Below are 18,735 nucleotides of genomic sequence, written 5' to 3'. Positions count from 1 at the left end.
TGCACATCAAGCCTCAAGATTCATTGACAGAGGCTGTCTAAGCCGCAGGTGCACGTCAACTGCGTCTCAGACAAATCCCGTCAAGGCACGTCTAGTCTGATTCAGGCTGCGTTGATCGCGTCTACACTGACGAACGAATCAAGGCACACGACGAGCACGCCTCGCTGATCTTCGAAAGAAGCTCAATCAGGGCAGCGTCTCCCCATGTCAGTTTAGTGAACACAATGGTCTGCAAAGGCCAATTGTAGTTACGTTTTAGTTTCGCCACGATTTTGCTGGCGGGCCGCCTGATGATGAGAACGCCATGGCCGGGCTAATTCCCCAGAGCTTTATTGACGACCTTCTGAACCGCACCGACATCGTCGATGTTGTCAGTTCACGTCTGCAATTGAAGAAAACCGGGAAGAATTACAGCGCCTGCTGCCCATTCCACAAAGAAAAAACCCCTTCGTTCAGCGTCAGCCCGGACAAACAGGTCTATTACTGCTTTGGTTGCGGCGCGGGCGGCAATGCCCTCGGTTTCATCATGGACCACGACAACCTGGATTTTCCCCAGGCCGTCGAGGAACTGGCCAAAGCCGCCGGCATGGAAGTCCCGCACGAACAGGGTGTCAAAGGTCAAAAGCCACGCCAGCCGACCGACTCACCGCTGTATCCGCTCCTGACGGCAGCCGCCGAGTTTTATCGTCAAGCCCTTAAAAGCCATCCGACGCGCAAATCCGCAGTGGACTACCTGAAAGGCCGCGGCCTGTCCGGCGAGATCGCGCGCGATTTCGGCCTGGGATTTGCTCCACCCGGCTGGGACAACCTGTACAAGCATTTGAGCAGTGACACACTGCAGCAGAAGGCCATGATCGACGCTGGCCTGCTGATTGAAAATGCCGAGACCGGCAAGCGCTATGACCGTTTCCGCGACCGCGTAATGTTCCCGATCCGCGACAGTCGTGGCCGGGTCATTGCGTTTGGCGGTCGAGTCTTGGGTGACGACAAACCCAAATACCTGAACTCACCGGAAACACCGGTATTTCACAAGGGACAGGAACTCTACGGCCTGTTCGAAGCGCGCAAGTACAACCGCAACCTCGATGAAATCATCGTGGTTGAAGGCTACATGGACGTCATCGCCCTCGCCCAACAAGGCTTGCGCAATGCCGTCGCCACGCTGGGAACGGCGACCAGCGAAGAGCACCTTAAGCGACTCTTCAGGGTAGTGCCCAACGTGCTGTTCTGCTTCGACGGTGACCAGGCAGGCCGCAATGCCGCCTGGCGCGCACTGGAAGCGGCACTGTCGAGCCTTCAGGATGGACGTCGCGCGCGCTTCCTGTTCCTGCCTGAAGGCGAAGATCCGGATACGCTGGTCCGCTCGGAAGGAACCGACGCATTCAAGGCGCGGATCAACCAGCATGCGCAGCCGCTGGCCGATTATTTCTTTGAGCAACTGACTAAAGAAGCCGACCCGCGCTCGCTGGAGGGAAAGGCCCACATGGCGACCCTGGCCGCACCGCTGATCGACAAGGTACCGGGCGCCAATTTACGTACCCTCATGCGTCAGCGCTTGAGTGAAATTACCGGCCTCAACAGTGAAGCCGTTCATCAGTTGGTGCAGAGCGCACCCGCAGAAGCGCCACCCAGTTATGACCCGAACATAGATTACGACGCCATTCCCGACTACGCTGATTATCAGCCTCACAATGCCTACGAAGCACAGCCGGAATGGACGCCAAAGAAAGCCGGCGGTCAAAAGAAGTGGGATAAAAAGCCCTGGGACAAGAAAGGCAAACGGCCTGACTTCGAGCCTCGCGGCCCACGCACACCTGCGACGGTGGAACCACCGACACTGACCGCGCTCAGAACACTTCTGCACCACCCGCAACTGGCAGCGAAAGTCGAAGATGCCAGCCAACTGGCCGCAGAAGACCATATTTACGCGCAGCTACTGGTTTCTCTGCTTGAAGCACTGCAGAAAAACCCCACATTGCGTTCACTTCAACTGATTGCGCGCTGGCATGGCACCGAACAAGGCCGATTGTTACGCGCATTAGCAGAGAAAGAATGGCTGATTGAGGCCGACAACCTTGAACAACAGTTTTTCGACACTATAACTAGCTTATCCGCCCGCCAACGCGAGCGTAGCCTGGAACATCTGATCAGGAAAGAACGTCAAACAGGGTTGAGTGCGGAAGAGAAAGTCCAGCTGCTCAACCTGTTAAAACGCAAAGTTCCTGCACAAACCCCGACCTCAACTGGCGCGTGAGGTCATAGCTCGGGTATAATCCTCGGCTTGTTTTTTGCCCGCCAAGACCTTCAGTGGATAGGGTGTTATGTCCGGAAAAGCGCAACAGCAGTCTCGTATCAAAGAGTTGATCACCCTGGGTCGTGAGCAGAAGTATCTGACTTACGCAGAGGTCAACGACCACCTGCCGGAGGATATTTCAGATCCGGAACAGGTGGAAGACATCATCCGCATGATTAATGACATGGGGATTCCCGTACACGAGAGCGCGCCGGATGCGGACGCCCTTATGTTGGCCGACGCCGATACCGACGAGGCAGCCGCTGAAGAAGCGGCCGCAGCGTTGGCAGCGGTCGAGACCGACATCGGTCGCACGACTGACCCAGTGCGCATGTACATGCGCGAAATGGGTACCGTTGAGCTTCTGACCCGTGAAGGCGAAATTGAAATCGCCAAACGTATCGAAGAGGGCATCCGTGAAGTGATGGGCGCAATCGCGCACTTCCCTGGCACGGTTGACCATATTCTCTCCGAATACACACGAGTCACGACCGAAGGTGGGCGTCTTTCCGATGTTCTGAGCGGTTACATCGACCCGGATGACGGCATTGCGCCGCCAGCCGAAGTGCCGCCGCCTGTCGACCCGAAAACAGCGAAAGCTGCCGAAGGTGATGACGAAGAGGAAGAGAAGGACGAAACCGCAACCGACGACGAAGAAGAAGTCGAAAGCGGTCCGGATCCTATCGTTGCTCAGCAGCGCTTCGGTGCAGTTTCCGATCAAATGGAAATTGCCCGCAAGGCATTGAAAAAGCACGGCCGTGGCAGCAAGCAGGCAACCGCCGAGCTGATTGCACTGGCACTGCTGTTCATGCCGATCAAACTGGTTCCTAAACAGTTTGAAGGCCTGGTCGAGCGGGTTCGTAGTGCACTTGATCGCTTGCGCGCTCAGGAACGCGCCATCATGCAGCTGTGTGTACGTGATGCACGTATGCCACGCGCCGATTTCCTTCGCCTGTTCCCTGGCCATGAAGTCGACGAGAGCTGGACCGATGCGCTGGCTAAAGGCAAAGGCAAATATGCTGAAGCCATTGGTCGCCTGCAACCGGATATCCAGCGTTGCCAGCAAAAGCTGATCGCACTCGAAACCGAAACAGGTTTGAAGATTTCCGAGATCAAGGACATCAACCGTCGCATGTCGATCGGTGAGGCCAAAGCCCGCCGCGCGAAGAAAGAGATGGTTGAAGCCAACTTGCGTCTGGTGATCTCCATCGCCAAGAAGTACACCAACCGTGGCCTGCAGTTCCTCGATCTGATCCAGGAAGGCAACATCGGCTTGATGAAAGCGGTGGACAAGTTCGAATATCGTCGTGGTTACAAATTCTCGACTTATGCCACCTGGTGGATCCGTCAAGCGATTACCCGCTCGATTGCCGACCAGGCACGCACCATCCGTATTCCGGTGCACATGATCGAGACGATCAACAAGCTCAACCGTATTTCCCGGCAGATGCTGCAGGAAATGGGTCGCGAACCGACCCCGGAAGAGCTGGGCGAACGCATGGAAATGCCTGAGGACAAAATCCGCAAGGTATTGAAGATCGCTAAAGAGCCGATCTCCATGGAAACCCCGATCGGTGACGACGAAGATTCGCACTTGGGTGACTTCATCGAAGACTCGACTATGCAGTCGCCAATCGATGTCGCCACGGTCGAAAGCCTCAAGGAAGCGACGCGCGAAGTGCTCTCGGGCTTGACCGCTCGCGAAGCCAAGGTTCTGCGCATGCGCTTCGGCATCGACATGAATACTGACCATACGCTGGAAGAGGTCGGTAAGCAGTTTGACGTAACCCGCGAGCGGATTCGTCAGATCGAAGCCAAGGCGCTACGCAAGTTGCGTCACCCGACGAGAAGCGAACACCTGCGTTCGTTCCTCGACGAGTAATACGTAGACCCGATACAACAAAACCCCCGGCCTTGCTGGGGGTTTTGCATTGTGCAGAATTAAGTTTGCCCACCCCCTGCGGCGCCCGACTACACTCGGATTACACCCTTTTGCCTAATTGAGGCTGCCATGCCACGACTGTCGGCCATTATTTTCTTTTACATGATCGGCGCAACAGTAACGGCCAACGCCTTGACCCTGTCTGATGAGGAACATACCTGGCTTAGTTCACACAAAGAGCTCCGCCTCGGCGTAGACGCCACATGGCCGCCTTTTGAGTTTCGCGATGAAAACGGACGTTATCAAGGGCTTGCGGCGGACTACGTCACACTTATCGAGCAGCGGCTCGCCGTCTCATTGCAACCGATCGAGCCGGTCGGATGGAATGAGGTTTTAAACAAAGCCAAACGAGGTGAAATAGATTTACTGCCAGGGATAATGTCCACGCCGGAGCGCCAGAGCTATCTATCGTTTACCCGCCCTTACCTGGATTTCCCGATTGTTATTCTTGCCCATGAAGGCAGCGTACACCCGCACAACCTGCAAGAGCTTTACGGCCTTAAAGTTGCCGTCGTCGATAACTATGCGCCTCACGAACTCCTGCGCACCCATCATCCCGATCTAAACCTGGTCGCGCTGCCCGACGTCGGCTCAGCCCTGCAGGCCTTGGCCGCAGACCAGGTAGATGCCGTCGTGAGCGATCTGGCGTCCAGCGTCTGGAGCATGCGTCAACTCAAGCTTGGGGGTATCTACGTAAGCGGTGAGACACCGTATCGCTATCAACTGGCGATGGCCGTTCCGCATGATCAACCCCTGTTGGCCGGTATCCTGGATAAAGCTCTGGCCGACCTGAGTCCATCAGAAATCAGCAGCATTCAGGAGCGTTGGGTGGGCAGCGTGCTTGATCACCCCAGGTTCTGGCAGAACTTCCTGCGCTACGGGCTTCCCGGGCTGTTGTTGCTGTCAACCGTGCTCATCGTGGTCATTCGCATCAATCGCAGACTGAGCTCGGAAATATCGCGGCGAGTGAATCTGGAACAAGAGCTACGCAGTAGCGAATACCACTATCGCGGGCTGGTCGAGAGCCTCTCGGCCGTCGCCTGGGAAGCAAGCATGAGCGATTACACCTACAGCTATGTCTCCCCCCACGCGGAGGAGCTGCTCGGCTACCCACTGGCCGATTGGCTCAAGCCCGGGTTCTGGCGGAGCATCGTGCACCCGGCAGACATCGAAGAGGCCGAGCGATTTTGCAATCAGGAGACCTGTTTACGCAGGGACCACAACCTCGACTATCGCGTCATCAGAGCCGACGGCAAGACCCTCTGGGTACGGAATATTGTCAGCTTGATCGAGCATGGCCACGAACCGGTAATGCGCGGCCTGATGATCGACATCAGCGAAACCAAGCAAACCGAAACCGCTCTACGCCTCTCTGAAGAGAAGTTCGCCTCGGTGTTCAGGCAATGCCCGGACATCCTGGTGATCGCCCGCCTGTCCGACGGCTGCCTGCTCGAGGCCAACAAAGCGTTTGAAGAACAAGTCGGTATCACTGCCGGGGAGGTCATCGGCAAAACTGCAACCCAGCTCAATATCTGGGGCGTGCCCGGCATTGGTCCAAGCCTGCTGATGCGCCTGCAGGGCGGCAGTATCCGCAATCTGGAAATGCCCTTTCGCCGCCTGGACGGACGTCTGTTCACCGGCCTGATATCCGCCGAGCCATTTGACCTCGACTCGACACCGGCCCTCGTGGTCGTAGTACGCGACATCAGTCCACTCAAAGAAGCGCAACAACAACTGCAAATATCCGAGGAGAAATTCGCCAAAGCTTTCCACTCCTCGCCCGATGGCTTGCTCATCACCCGCCAAAGCGATGGCCTGCTGATTGAAGTCAATGAAGGCTTCAGCCGGATCACCGGCTACAACAGCGCACTGTCTTTGGATCGCTCGACCCTTGATCTGGGGATTTGGGTCGATCTGAACGAGCGCGCTCAAATGATCGAACAGCTCAATCGCGACGGTTTCGTTCGCGATTTCAGCAGCCATATTCGCCGCAGGGATGGTCAGGTCAGGCTGTGTGAAGTGTCCGCGAGGCCATTGCCGATCGGCGGTGAAGACTGCCTTCTGACTATCGCCCGCGACATCACCGAACGCCATCAAATGCAGGAGAAACTGCAACTCGCCGCCACCGTATTCGAGAGCACGGCCGAGGGCGTATTGATCACCGACATCCAACAGAACATCAGCGCCGTAAACCGCGCGTTCACTGAAATCACCGGTTACAGCGAAGAGGAGGCCATCGGCCAGACCCCACGCCTGCTCGCGTCAGGCCAGCATGACAGCGCCTTCTATGCCGCCATGTGGTACCAGCTGACGGACGAAGGGCATTGGCAGGGTGAAATCAGCAATCGGCGCAAGAACGGCGAGCTTTATCCAAGCTGGCTGACAATTAGCGCAGTGCGTAACCCCGAGCAGATCATCACCCATTTTGTCGCGGTGTTCGCCGATATTTCCAGCCTCAAACATGCACAGGCACGCCTCGATTATCAGGCTCACCACGACCCCCTGACCGGCCTGCCAAACCGCACGTTGTTCGAGAGTCGCCTGCAAGCAGCGCTCAGCCATAGCGAGGAAGTCTGTGGCCAGGGCGCGGTGCTTTTCCTCGACCTGGACCGCTTCAAACACATCAACGACAGCCTTGGGCACCCGGTGGGTGATCTGCTGCTCAAAGGCATCGCGTTGCGCCTCAAAGAGCAACTGCGCGACGTGGACACCGTCGCACGCCTGGGAGGCGATGAGTTCATCATCCTGCTGCCCGGCCTCCTGCATCCCGGCGACGCCGAAACCGTCGCGAACAAACTACTGGCGTGCTTCGGCGCGCCGTTCCAGGCAGGCGAACACGAGTTTTTTATCAGCGCGAGCATCGGCACCAGCCTCTTCCCAGCAGACGGCAGCGATGTCGCCACACTGGTCAAAAATGCCGACGCCGCGATGTACCGCTCCAAAGCCAAAGGGCGCAACCGGGTCGAAAGTTATACCCGCGACCTCACCGCACAAGCCAGCGAGCGAATTGCGCTGGAACATGAGCTCAGGCGCGCCATGGAGCGCAACGAACTGAGCCTTAGCTACCAACCGAAACTGTGCCTGCTGTCAAAGCGGCTGGTGGGTGCTGAAGCCCTGATTCGCTGGCGTCATCCAACACTTGGCGACGTGCCCCCGGAGCACTTTATCCCCCTTGCCGAAGAAAACGGCATGATCCTGCAGATCGGCGACTGGGTTCTGGAAAGCGCCTGCCGCCAGATGTGTGAGTGGAACAAAAGCTACAAACCGTTCGGACCGCTCTCGGTTAACCTGGCCGGCATGCAGCTGCGCCAACCCAACCTGCTGCAACGCATCGAGCAACTGCTCAAAGAGTTCGATCTCCAGCCCGGCTGCCTGCAACTGGAAATCACCGAAAACTTCATCATGAGCCAAGCCGAAGACGCACTCGCCGTGCTGCACAAACTGAAAAAGCTCGGCGTCCAGCTCGCCATCGACGACTTTGGCACCGGCTACTCATCCCTCAGCTACCTCAAACGCCTGCCACTGGACATCCTGAAGATCGACCAATCCTTCGTCCGCGGCCTACCCGACGACCCACACGACGCCGCCATCGTCCGCGCCATCATCGCCCTGGGACGCAGCATGCAACTAACCGTCATCGCCGAAGGCGTAGAAACCCTCGAGCAGCAGGAATTCCTTGCACAGGAAGGCTGCGAACAAATCCAGGGCTTCATCGTCAGCCTGCCCCTGCGCGCCGAAGAATTCTGTACGAGGTTTCTTCTTATGAACGTTTCGGATTTTTCGGATAGCACAGCAGGGAAACCATCGTTATAATCCGCGACCTACTGAGGGCCTATAGCTCAGTTGGTTAGAGCAGGGGACTCATAATCCCTTGGTCGTAGGTTCGAGTCCTACTGGGCCCACCATACTCAAAGCCGCGCACTGCGCGGCTTTTGTGTTTTTGGACACCATTGGGCTTGGCTCGGAATGGACTCCTGCCACGCCTCATTGCAGGCCTTTCTACTTGGGGTCGAAATGTGATGTCTTGCTGGCCTCCAGGCCTGACCAAAGTTCGTCGATGCCTTTGAAGCCCCAATCTTCAACCTTCTCGCGACTGATAATTCTGTCCTCCACCGCCCGCTTGGCCAGATCCACTATGGTTTGCTCAATGGGCATTCTGGATCGAGCCGAAAAGAACACCTTCACTTTCGGTATCAGCAGCGACTTGTCATGCTGCTCAATGACCACACCGATGCGTCCGCTTTCCAGGCGAACCAAGGTGCCGACCGGATAGATGCCGATGCATTTGACAAATGCCTGGAATATTTTCTTGTCGAAATGGCCGTTCCATTCGGCCATTTTTCGAATTGAGTCCGCAGGGCACCAGCCTTTTTTATACGGGCGATCAGACGTTATCGCGTCATAGACATCACAGACGGCTCCCATCCGGGCAAACAGACTGATCTGCTCGCCCGCGAGCCGATGAGGGTAACCACTGCCATCGTATTTTTCGTGATGGTGAAGACACACATCCAGTACCAGAGAACTGAAGTGTCGGCTCCCCAGCAACATCTCTGCGCCAGCCTCGGGGTGGCCGCGCATGGTATCGAACTCGGTATCACTGAGTTTGCTGGGCTTGTTGAGTATGGCAATGGGTATAGCCAACTTACCCACGTCATGCAGCAATCCCGCCATCCCGGCTTCCTTGACCTGATCGGCCGGGAAACCCAGCTGGCGGGCTAACGCAATCATCAACCCGCAAACAGCGACCGAATGCATGTACGTGTATTCGTCGGACTGTTTCAAGCGCGCCACACTGATCAGCGCATGAGAATTACGCAGTAACGAGTTGGATATGTCCTCAACCAGTCCGCCTATGCCTTCCAGCTCGACAGCACGGCCCATGCGCAAATCACTGAACATCTCGACAACGGCTGCCTTGGAGCGAGAACACAGCTTCAGCGCCTGTGATATTTCCTCCTGCATGGAGACTTGAGGCAGCGTAAAGCCCTCTGTTACCTGCGCAGGCGTTTGAGTCGCTGTATCGCTTGTCTCAGATACTTGAGCCGCGCCTGTGTCGCTCCCCTTGTCCGTATCAATCCACAACTCGGAGAGATTGGATGCGAGAATCCGCTGCAATTCGCTTTCACTTTTGAGCAGAAAGCTGGGTTTCCAGAAAGAGTGGTCTACCCATGAGCCGCAGAACTTATGAATGTACATCCCGAGGCAGAGCTCGGTAACTGCAATACGTCTAAGCACGATGAACACCGGCCTGTAATGAAACGTGGGCACTACCGATCTACGGAATGTCAATTAAACCGGTCCCTGAAAGGTCCCCGGTCATCCGTTTAAACAGTAAATCTCGACACCAGTCTGTTCAGGTCTGCCGCGAGCCTGGAAAGCTCACCACTGGCCACCGATGTCTGGCTGGCCGCCGATGAACTCTGGATGGAGAGGTTGCGAATACTGACGAGGTTCTGATCCACTGATCGCGCCACGTGAGCCTGTTCTTCCGAGGCTGTCGCGATCAACAGGTTCCGTTCATTAATATCGGAAATGGCCGCCGCTATTTCCGATATGGCAACCCCGGCTTCATGGGCAATCGAAAGCGTGGCCGTCGCGTCTCCGCTGCTTTGTTTCATCGATTGCACCGCTTTATGCGACCCGGCCTGTATGACCTGGATCATTTGCTCGATCTCGTGGGTAGACGCTTGAGTACGATGCGCAAGCGCCCTGACTTCATCGGCTACGACAGCAAATCCACGGCCTTGCTCGCCCGCACGTGCGGCCTCAATGGCGGCATTCAATGCCAGCAGGTTGGTTTGCTCCGCGATTGAACGAATGACATCAAGTACCTTGGCAATGTCCTGAGCCTGCCGGGCCAGATCTTCCACTTCAGTACTGGTTTGATCGACACTCGAATTGAGCTTCTCAATCGAGCCAATGGTCTGACTAACTCTTTCCTGCCCGGTTTTAGCCGAGCGCTCGGACGCCTGCGTCGAGTGCGATGCCGAAACGGCATTGCGCGCGACCTCCTCCACGGCGGCTGTCATTTCATTAACAGCGGTCGCCGCTTGCTCGGTTTCCATACTTTGTTGCTGGATGCCGGCGGTCGACTCCTTCGTGACCGCGCTCATCTCTTCTGCGGCGGAGGCCAGTTGGCTGGAGGAGTCAGAGATATGCTGGATCGTAGTTTTAAGACTTAGAAGCATCGCCGCCGTCGCAGTTTGAAGGTCCGTCAGTTCATCTGAACCCGTGACCTCTACGGTGGCCCTCAGGTCCCCTGCGGCGACTTGCTTAGTGGCACCCAGCAGCGCCAGAACAGGCACAGTAATGCTGCGAGTAAACGCAACCGCCACTAGGACCGTGATAATAACCGCGACAACGACAAACATGATGGTCAGCGTCAATCCACTGTCAAAACTTTCACGTGCACTTTGGCCCGACAGCTCAGCGCCGTCTTCATTCAGACGGATCAAGTCCTCAACTGAGGACTGCAACGCTTTTGCCGAAGGACTGGTGATGTCGCGGATGAACACTGTAAGTTCAGCAACAGGCTTCGTTTTACTGAGTTCCATGAGTTCGTCAATTTTGGCTTCGTATGCCGCGACGTTGCGGCTGACTTGTTTATATTTATCCCCTTCTTTGGGACTGGAAACAAGCGGAGCATACGCGTCGGAAAGCTGTGTCAACGTCGCTTTCAACGCGTTCAACTTTTCTCGTGAACTGGCACTTTGGCGGTCGTCATCCATAACGAAACGCCGTGCATCAAGACGATAAAGCAGCCCGGCGGCTTCGATCCTCGAGGCTTGGCGCACACTGGGTAACCAGTCGGTTTGAAGATCAAGCGCTGATGTATTAATGGCGTTCATTTTATAGAGTTCTGTGCCACCAAGCCCTACCAGGAGGAGACAGATAATGCCAAAACTGAGGAGTGCTCTTGTAGTCAGTCTGATATTTCTTAGCGTCATGATAAGTACCTTATTGTTGTTAGGTGACGCACTTACACGGTAATTCCACCGTGACATCGTTGATGTGAATATTGTGTCAAACACAGCCCATCAAAGTTTAAACTGACTCACGATTTGTCCTAGCCGCCTGGCATCTTCACCGGCAGCCTTTCCGCGGGCCAGTGTGCTTTCAGACAGCTTGGCAGTCCGCCCCGCCACGTCGGCCACATTACTGATGCGTTGGTTGATTTCGTCACTGACTGTCGATTGTTCGCGTGCGGCCTCGGCGATCTGCAAACTCATCTCCGAAACGGATGCCACCAGCGTGCTGATACTGATTAGAGCTTGCCCCGCTGACTCAACCTGCGCGACACCTTTTTCGGCATATCCACAACTGTCTTCCATGACCTTTACTGCTTGCCTGGACGTATTTTGCAGCCGCTCTATCATGCCTTGAATTTCTTGGGTTGAAGCCTGCGTTCGACTCGCCAGCGTCCGCACCTCATCGGCGACCACAGCAAAACCGCGCCCTTGTTCGCCCGCACGCGCAGCTTCAATGGCGGCGTTGAGCGCCAGTAGGTTGGTCTGTTCGGCAATAGTGCGGATAACCTCCAGAACCCCACCAATGGATCGCGAGTGCGTTTCCAGGGCTTGAATGACCTCGGCCGCTCCCCGCACCTCATGGGCCAACGTGTGGATGTCAGCAATTGTCTGGTTGATCACACCAATTGCCACCTGCGCTTGGCGGTCGGCATCGCCAGTTTGTGCGGAGCTGGCCTTGGCATTGGATGCAACCCCTTGAACAGTGGCGGCCATCTGATTGACAGCCGTGGCCACCTGTTCAATTTCGACGCGCAATACTTCAGCGCTTTGCTCGGCAGCCTGTGCGTCATCGACCAGTTGGTTAGAGGAGTGACCCAAGGTATTACCGACTTCAGCCACGGTCGATATTTGCAGACGCAGCCCAACCACAAACTTATTGAAGTCAGCGACCACTTCACCGATTTCGTCGTCATTGTCCTGATGTAAGGTATGGCTAAGGTCGCCTGTTCCTGCACTCAAATCCCGCAATGAACGCGACAAGTGATTTAGCGGTGGCAGCACGCGGCGACTGATCAGCCATAGCGTGCCAAGCATCAACACCAACACCAGTGCCCAGGCCAACAAATTGTTAACTTTAAGAGACCCTCGCACTGTGTCGGTTATGCTCAGGTTGGCTCTGTAGTTTTCAGCCAAGGGTCCGTGAAGGGCCGCAAAGCTGCGGATAACCTCATCCGAATGCCTGTCAAACGCCTCCATTACTTTATCGCCAGCGACTTTGCCTGAAACGCTGTACGCCTGAAACATTTGTTCGCCGACGTTATCAAGCCGCTCCATCGGCTCTCGCGCAGCCTCCAGTTCGCGACTCAGTTCCGGAACCAGACGTTTCAGCTCAATCAGCTTCTCGAGAGCCTGCTGGAAATGCTGGTGGCCTTCGCTGGCCGCTTCTCGGTCGCCGGTCAAACTGGCGTCGGTATAGAACTGCTGCACCTGCGCCGTGTGATAACGCAGTTCTTGCGCGCCTTCCTGAGCCTCGCTGAGTTTCTCCAGTTGGCTGCCCAAATCGTCTAGCCGATTGACTTGGTAGGACGTCCACAATGAGAGACCCAGCGCGACAAGGATGAGTACGGTCGCGCTACCGAGCATCAAGCGTGCGATGTTGAACTTCAAAACATTAATCCTTCGTGCAAGTAGAGGTGGAATGACAACGCCAAGCCTGCAAAGAGTGTCATATTATTTAAATACTCAAGCCCGCTTATATTGAAACAAACGTGCACTACGTCGTACGAATAAAAAGTAGCCGTGAAGAAAGTGCCCATTTTCTTTTTTCTGCTCCGCCTGCAGCAAAGCTATACAAAAACAAAAACTTGTACAAGTGCTGCACAGAAACAAATGACACATTTCGTAACTGATTAGGCAGCTAAGGACAGCGCAAGAAGCCGACGCTACTGCCGGACCTGACTCATTCACGCCATGAAAGCCGCGCATTGCGCGGCTTTCTGCGTTTCAGAGGGTTCACAGTGACGGCCTTGCCATCTAGCACCTACCCCCCTATTGAGTCACCCTGACGCTCCCGATCATTTGTGGATGCAAGACGCAGAAGTACTCAAATGTGCCGGGTATCAAGAACGTGTAGGAAAAAGAGTCCCCGGTATCCAGTGCCCCTGATCGGAACACCTTATTCACTTCAGCGACCGTGTGGGGCACCTGATCATCATTCACCCAGGTCACTTTTGTGCCAACCGCAACCGTTAGCTCCTTCGGCGAATACATGAACTCTTTTATGTCGATTTGTATGTCTTGCGCCCACGTTGATGCCGAGGTCAAAAAACCGCTCAGGGCAAGTATCTGCGCATATTTTTTCATAGGGTTACGTTCATTAAACAAGCGTTGAGTTGATCAATGCCAACGGGTGATCGCCCTGTGTCGCCTTGACGTCGGTGATCCCCAGATAATTACGCAACTGATCCGCAGGCACGGTCATAGGACCGGGGGCGGGGGCAGTGCCTGGAGCCGGTTGAGGGTATGACGTAGAGCGCGCAGTGTGGAACGTGATGTTTCCCTCGACCTTCTGAATGACTTGATGAATGTGGCCATTGAGGACCGTCACCGAGCCATATTTTCGAAGCATTGCGATCGCCTGATCACCGTCTTCGGTTCCCCACCCCCAAGGCTGATAGATAGTCCACAGGGGGATGTGTGTGAACACAACGACAGGCGTGCTGGTTGCTACCGCGCGTAAATCATCTGCCAACCATTGCAACTGATCAGCACCAAGAGTCGCTTCACGACCTGGCTGAAAATCAAAGACATTCACCAGGCCAATGAAATGCACACCATGGTCATCGAAGCTGTACCACCCGTTGCCTTTTGTGCCTTTGCCATAGCGAGCCAGATACGCTTTGCCACCACCTTCATCAAGCGTGTCGTGCTCGCCCGGTACATAGTGCACAGTCGACGGCAAGCGCTTCAGCACCTGATCGGCGGTGTCGAACTCTTCCTCTTTAGAGAGATGGGTAATATCACCTGTGTGCAAAATGAGTGAGGGCTTTTTCGGCAGGGCGACGACCTTGTCGATTGCCAGTTGTAATGTTTTGAGCGGCTCGGGGTTCGCTTCTTTGTTGAACCCGATATGCGTGTCGCTAATCTGTACAAAGTGAAAATCACTGGCCAGTCCCCCTCCGTTCAATACCGTCCCGGCATCATCCAATGCAAATGCACGCGGAATGCCACCGCTCATCACCCATAGCACCCCCGCGCCCGCCCACGCCGAGCATTTCAAGAGTTCTCTTCGGCTAAGACCGTGGCGTTCATCGGTCACGTCTTCAGGTGTGTTCGGACCCGTTTTCATAAAGACTCCTCAAGAAGGTGTGGTTTGTAGTGAACAGGCTGTCAGGGTCTATAACTAGCGAAGGGGCATCTTTATTCCACGATCAAAAATATTGCGGCATGAGGGAATAAAACCGGCCGAATGAGAGTTGATAACGAGATGAGACTGAGCCACGCAGCCGATATGAAGCGTTTTGATGAGCTGTTAGCACCCCACATGGACGCGGCTTACAACCTCGCCCGGTGGCTCACCGCCAACGAAAGTGCTGCACATGATGTTGTGCAGGAAAGCGCTTTAAAGGCGTTTAAATTCCTTCATCGTTTTGAAGACGGGAATGCCAAGGCGTGGCTACTGACCATTGTCCGCAATGAAAGCTATAACTGGCTCAAGGCCTCGGCAGGCCACCGATGGGTCGCGATAGGTGAAGGCATATCAGAAGATGATATGGCGCTCAGTCATGCGCTGACGCCGGAGATTGATGCCATACGCGCGGAGGATATCGTGCTCCTTCAGCAGGCGCTTAAGGCCTTGCCACCGGTGTTCCGTGAGGTGATTGTTTTAAAGGCATTGGAAGACATGCCTTACAAGGATATTGCGAAGGTGACTGACGTACCGTTGGGAACGGTCATGTCGAGGTTGGCACGTGCGCGAGCCATGCTCAAAACTGAATTTATGAAGTTGTACCGCCATGAATGATATGAACTGTGGTCTGTGCCATACGCTGATGCACGGCTATCTGGACAACGAGCTGGAAACGCCAGTGCAGGAACGGCTTACCGAGCATCTGGTGGGCTGCTCCGAATGTACGCGGCGGCTTGGTGAAATGAAACGACTGACAAGCGCCGTAAAGGCACACGCCCCCTACTACAGAGCGCCCGTGTCGCTTATCGAAAGCATACGCTCCAGCCTTCAATCGCCGCCCTCTTCCAAGACAAATGCCTGGAAGATGATATGCAACTGGGGCGCCCCCGTTTTGTCGGCCGCAGTATTTTCGGCAGCACTATTCCTCTATGCACAAACCCCGTCCAGTGACGACATCTGGGCGGATGAAGCCGTCTCAAGCCATGTACGCTCACTCATGGGCGAGCATTTAATGGATATCGCTTCCTCCGACAAACACATCGTCAAACCCTGGTTTACTGGCAAACTTGATTTTTCACCCCCAGTGTATGACTTCTCCGCCCAGGGATTCCCTCTCCTTGGTGGACGCTTGGACTATCTGCAGCATCAGACCGCAGCCGCACTCTCCTACCGCCATGACAAACACATCATCAACACATTTGTTGTCCCGACGACACAAGCAGACAGTGGACTGCAAAGCCAATCAAAACGTGGCTATAACATCGTGTCCTGGCGCCAGAACCACATGCGTTTCATCATCGTCTCCGATCTGGACAAACAACAACTGGAAGTCTTGGGCCAACTGACTCGAAAGGGCCTGTAGGTTTAGCGGCTGAGGATCAGCTCCGTGACGGTTTACGGAGGGGGATATGACCTGTCACGTAGTTAACCAGCTTCTCCAGACTCGCAGCGATCGATTCATTACCCGTGTCCAGGGTCAGCTCAGGATGTTCCGGCGCTTCATACGGCGCGCTGACACCGGTGAATTCAAGCAGCTCGCCAGCATGCGCTTTCTTGTACAGCCCTTTGGGGTCGCGGGCCTCGCACGTCGCCAGGTCGGCTGCGACATGCACTTCGTGAAACATCTGCCCGATCGAATCACGCGCACGCGCACGGTCCTCTCGGTAAGGGGAAATGAACGCGGTGATGCAAATCAAGCCCGCGTCGGCAAACAAGCCCGCAGCCTCCCCCACTCGCCGTATGTTCTCGGTTCTGTCTTGGGCGCTGAAACCGAGATTGGCATTCAGGCCTCTGCGCACGTTGTCACCGTCAAGCACATAGCAGGAGTACCCCATCTCCGTCAGGGCGAACTCCAGCGCCATGGACAAAGAGGATTTACCCGAAGCGGAGAGCCCGGTCAGCCACAATACCGCGCCGCTATGGCCGTAATGCGCGTTGCGGTCCGACGCAGTCAGCGAGTGCGGTACGGCGGTCAGGTTGTTATTCATCGTCCGAATCCTGTGGAGCACAAGAGCTACGAGTCACGGCATTACAGCGCGCGGGCATGATTGGCCGGTAATTGTTCCTGGTTGCCTGGAAACTGGACCAGGGCGAACAAACTGATGCACAAAGCTGCCAACAAATACCACGCGGGCACCATTGGGTTGCCGGTTACGCCAATCAGCCAAGCGACAATAAAGGGACAAAAAGCGCCAAAAGTTGTCGTACCCAAGCTGTAGATCATTGAGACACCGGTCGCCCGATGATGACGAGGGAAAGCTTCCAATATCATCACGGTGGTTGCAGCGTTACCGCACAGTACCAAGGCCGAATAGCCGCCAATAACCAGTAATGAATAGACTTGTCCGATCCCTCTGGTCAATAGAAAGAAAGCCGGATACACCAGCACGATGCTACTGATGATCGTCGCGTACTGGATCGGCTTACGCAGGCGTTGCCTGTCGGCGACGCGTGCCAGCAGCGGCACGCCGATAAAAATCAGCGTACTTGAAAGGCAGGCTGAGAGCAGACTGACCATCGGTAGCATATGTAACGTGCCGACCAGATAGATAGGCATGTAATACACCATGAGATAGATACCCGCCGTGGGCGCGGCCATCAACAGTATCCCCAACCCTAGCGTACGGGCATGCTGCGCCAGCATGGCCTTCACCGATGACCGATGAGGGCTTTTCATGGGAGTATTTTCCATGTTGCGACGGATATACCAACCGACTGGCCCGATCAGCATTCCCAAAATGAACGGGATGCGCCAACCCCATTGATGCAACGCCTCAGGGGTCATTATCGCCGTTGTGCACGCCCCGACCAGCGCACCCGCCAGTGCCGCCGCCGCCTGGCTGGCCGAGCGCCAACTGACCACATAACAGCGGCGTCCCTTGGCGGCCAGCTCCATCAGCACAACAGAGGAGACGCCAATCTCGCCCCCAGCTGCGAACCCCTGTAACAACCGACCACAAACAATAAGCAGCATGGACGCCACGCCTATGGAGTTATAGGTCGGCGCAAATGCAATCATGCCGGTGGCCAGCGTCATCAACACGATGGACAAGGTGAGCCCTGCCTTGCGTCCTTTGCGGTCTGCCAGATTGCCGATAAACAACGCGCCAATTGGCCGCATCGCGAACCCGGCACCAAAGGTGAGCAGTGCCATTAGTAGCGATGCAAGTGCGCTGTCAGAAGGGAAGAACAACTTGCCAATGATCACTGCGGAAAAACTGTAAACAGTGAAGTCATAGGTCACCAGACCATTGCCAATGGAAGCCGCCCACACGATGCGCTTTTTGTGCGCACGGGTACGTGCCAGCAACTTCATCGCTGGCGAGGGAGCAGGTAAAAGAGCAGCGGAGCCTTGCATTTATTCTGAACCTTGGGCGGTACTGAAAATCAGGACATTCTCATTTCGGCGTCTCGATACAAGGGAACGCAAATCAATATCAAACTGCCATAAAACAGGATCATAACCAAGTATCGCTGCGGCGGCTAATTGCGCTCGGAGCAGGTAACATGCTCGCTGCACTGAAGGAGATGACCTTGCCCGATAGCCGCCCACCCGCCCTTGACGAAATCGACCGCCAATTGATTGCAGCCCTGCAGATCAACGCGCGCGAAAGCGTCGCGATGCTTGCCCGACATTTGGGGATTGCCAGAACGACGGTGACGTCACGCCTAGCCCGCCTGGAAAAAGCCAAGGTCATCACCGGTTATGGTGTGCGCCTGAGTCAACGCGTGGTTGATGGCGGGTTGCAAGCGTATGTCGGCATTACCGTGCAGCCGCGTTCGGGCAAAGAAGTCGTGCGTCGCCTCAGCACCATGGCTCAAGTGCAGCAGCTGTGTGCGGTAAGCGGAGAGTTCGATTACGTGGCGTGGCTGCGCACTGACTCCCCTGAGCAGCTGGATCAGTTGCTGGATTTGATTGGCAGCGTCGATGGGGTGGAGAAGACCACAACCTCGATCATCCTCAGTAGCAAGATTGATCGCGGGCAGCCCGTTTAGCGTCTGATGCAACGACAAGCGTCTTCGTGCCCACAAAATCAGGGGCATCTGACAATATGACCATTTATTTCGTCATATTGAAGCATAAAACTGCAAAACGACGACACATTGCGTCTTATTAACG

At 55.5% G+C, this 18,735-nt stretch carries 12 protein-coding genes, 1 tRNA gene and 2 pseudogenes; 7 read left to right on the top strand and 8 right to left on the bottom strand.

Going from position 1 to position 18,735, the window contains the following annotated elements; translation table 11 throughout:
- Positions 1-304 precede the first annotated feature (304 nt).
- The 4 genes from dnaG (at position 305) to ACVBEG_RS26445 (ending at position 8,140) form a co-directional block, all read left to right on the top strand.
- The gene (gene dnaG, locus ACVBEG_RS26460; protein WP_447108427.1) at positions 305-2,254 is read left to right on the top strand and encodes a DNA primase; all 1,950 of its coding nucleotides are present in this window, start codon (positions 305-307) and stop codon (positions 2,252-2,254) included.
- 67 nt (positions 2,255-2,321) lie between these two features.
- Positions 2,322-4,175 (top strand): RNA polymerase sigma factor RpoD, encoded by a 1,854-nt coding sequence (rpoD, locus tag ACVBEG_RS26455; RefSeq protein ID WP_322218292.1) that lies wholly within the window; start codon positions 2,322-2,324, stop codon positions 4,173-4,175.
- A 129-nt stretch (positions 4,176-4,304) separates the two neighbouring features.
- The gene (locus ACVBEG_RS26450; protein ID WP_322182506.1) at positions 4,305-8,048 is read left to right on the top strand and encodes a bifunctional diguanylate cyclase/phosphodiesterase; all 3,744 of its coding nucleotides are present in this window, start codon (positions 4,305-4,307) and stop codon (positions 8,046-8,048) included.
- Positions 8,049-8,063: 15 nt separating this feature from the next.
- Positions 8,064-8,140, top strand: a tRNA-Ile gene (locus ACVBEG_RS26445).
- A 94-nt stretch (positions 8,141-8,234) separates the two neighbouring features.
- Here the strand turns inward: ACVBEG_RS26445 and ACVBEG_RS26440 are convergent.
- The 6 genes and pseudogenes from ACVBEG_RS26440 to ACVBEG_RS26415 all read right to left on the bottom strand — a co-directional run bounded on the left by ACVBEG_RS26440 (position 8,235) and on the right by ACVBEG_RS26415 (position 14,555).
- On the bottom strand, positions 8,235-9,473 hold the full coding sequence (locus tag ACVBEG_RS26440) for an HD-GYP domain-containing protein (protein WP_447108426.1): 1,239 nt from the start codon (positions 9,471-9,473) through the stop codon (positions 8,235-8,237).
- An 89-nt stretch (positions 9,474-9,562) separates the two neighbouring features.
- On the bottom strand, positions 9,563-11,185 hold the full coding sequence (locus ACVBEG_RS26435) for a methyl-accepting chemotaxis protein (RefSeq protein ID WP_322182543.1): 1,623 nt from the start codon (positions 11,183-11,185) through the stop codon (positions 9,563-9,565).
- 90 nt (positions 11,186-11,275) lie between these two features.
- A pseudogene (locus tag ACVBEG_RS26430) lies at positions 11,276-11,791 on the bottom strand (methyl-accepting chemotaxis protein); the annotation flags it as partial.
- A 342-nt stretch (positions 11,792-12,133) separates the two neighbouring features.
- Positions 12,134-12,301, bottom strand: a pseudogene (locus ACVBEG_RS26425) (HAMP domain-containing protein); the annotation flags it as partial.
- Between the two features lie 954 nt (positions 12,302-13,255).
- On the bottom strand, positions 13,256-13,570 hold the full coding sequence (locus ACVBEG_RS26420) for a cupredoxin domain-containing protein (protein ID WP_447108425.1): 315 nt from the start codon (positions 13,568-13,570) through the stop codon (positions 13,256-13,258).
- A 13-nt stretch (positions 13,571-13,583) separates the two neighbouring features.
- Positions 13,584-14,555 (bottom strand): metallophosphoesterase family protein, encoded by a 972-nt coding sequence (locus tag ACVBEG_RS26415; protein ID WP_323569092.1) that lies wholly within the window; start codon positions 14,553-14,555, stop codon positions 13,584-13,586.
- A gap of 162 nt (positions 14,556-14,717) precedes the next feature.
- On the opposite strand from ACVBEG_RS26415, the gene ACVBEG_RS26410 reads away from it, so the two are divergent.
- Together ACVBEG_RS26410 and ACVBEG_RS26405 are read left to right on the top strand one after the other, a co-directional pair.
- Positions 14,718-15,230, top strand: a complete 513-nt coding sequence (locus ACVBEG_RS26410; RefSeq protein WP_322182551.1) for a sigma-70 family RNA polymerase sigma factor — start codon at positions 14,718-14,720, stop codon at positions 15,228-15,230.
- The gene (locus ACVBEG_RS26405) at positions 15,223-15,978 is read left to right on the top strand and encodes an anti-sigma factor family protein (protein WP_322182554.1); all 756 of its coding nucleotides are present in this window, start codon (positions 15,223-15,225) and stop codon (positions 15,976-15,978) included. Before ACVBEG_RS26410 ends, ACVBEG_RS26405 begins: the two co-directional genes overlap by 8 nt.
- A 16-nt stretch (positions 15,979-15,994) precedes the next feature.
- Here the strand turns inward: ACVBEG_RS26405 and cysC are convergent, their stop codons facing one another.
- Together cysC and ACVBEG_RS26395 are read right to left on the bottom strand one after the other, a co-directional pair.
- The gene (cysC, locus tag ACVBEG_RS26400) at positions 15,995-16,603 is read right to left on the bottom strand and encodes an adenylyl-sulfate kinase (protein ID WP_322182556.1); all 609 of its coding nucleotides are present in this window, start codon (positions 16,601-16,603) and stop codon (positions 15,995-15,997) included.
- 41 nt (positions 16,604-16,644) lie between these two features.
- Positions 16,645-17,973: an MFS transporter gene (locus ACVBEG_RS26395; RefSeq protein ID WP_322182558.1), complete on the bottom strand. Its 1,329-nt coding sequence runs from the start codon at positions 17,971-17,973 to the stop codon at positions 16,645-16,647.
- A gap of 176 nt (positions 17,974-18,149) precedes the next feature.
- On the opposite strand from ACVBEG_RS26395, the gene ACVBEG_RS26390 reads away from it, so the two are divergent.
- Positions 18,150-18,611: an Lrp/AsnC family transcriptional regulator gene (locus ACVBEG_RS26390; RefSeq protein WP_322278466.1), complete on the top strand. Its 462-nt coding sequence runs from the start codon at positions 18,150-18,152 to the stop codon at positions 18,609-18,611.
- The last annotated feature ends 124 nt before the right edge of the window (positions 18,612-18,735 follow it).

The organism is Pseudomonas sp. GG8 (assembly GCF_052976945.1).
This window is presented reverse-complemented; position numbering and strand designations above follow the sequence as displayed.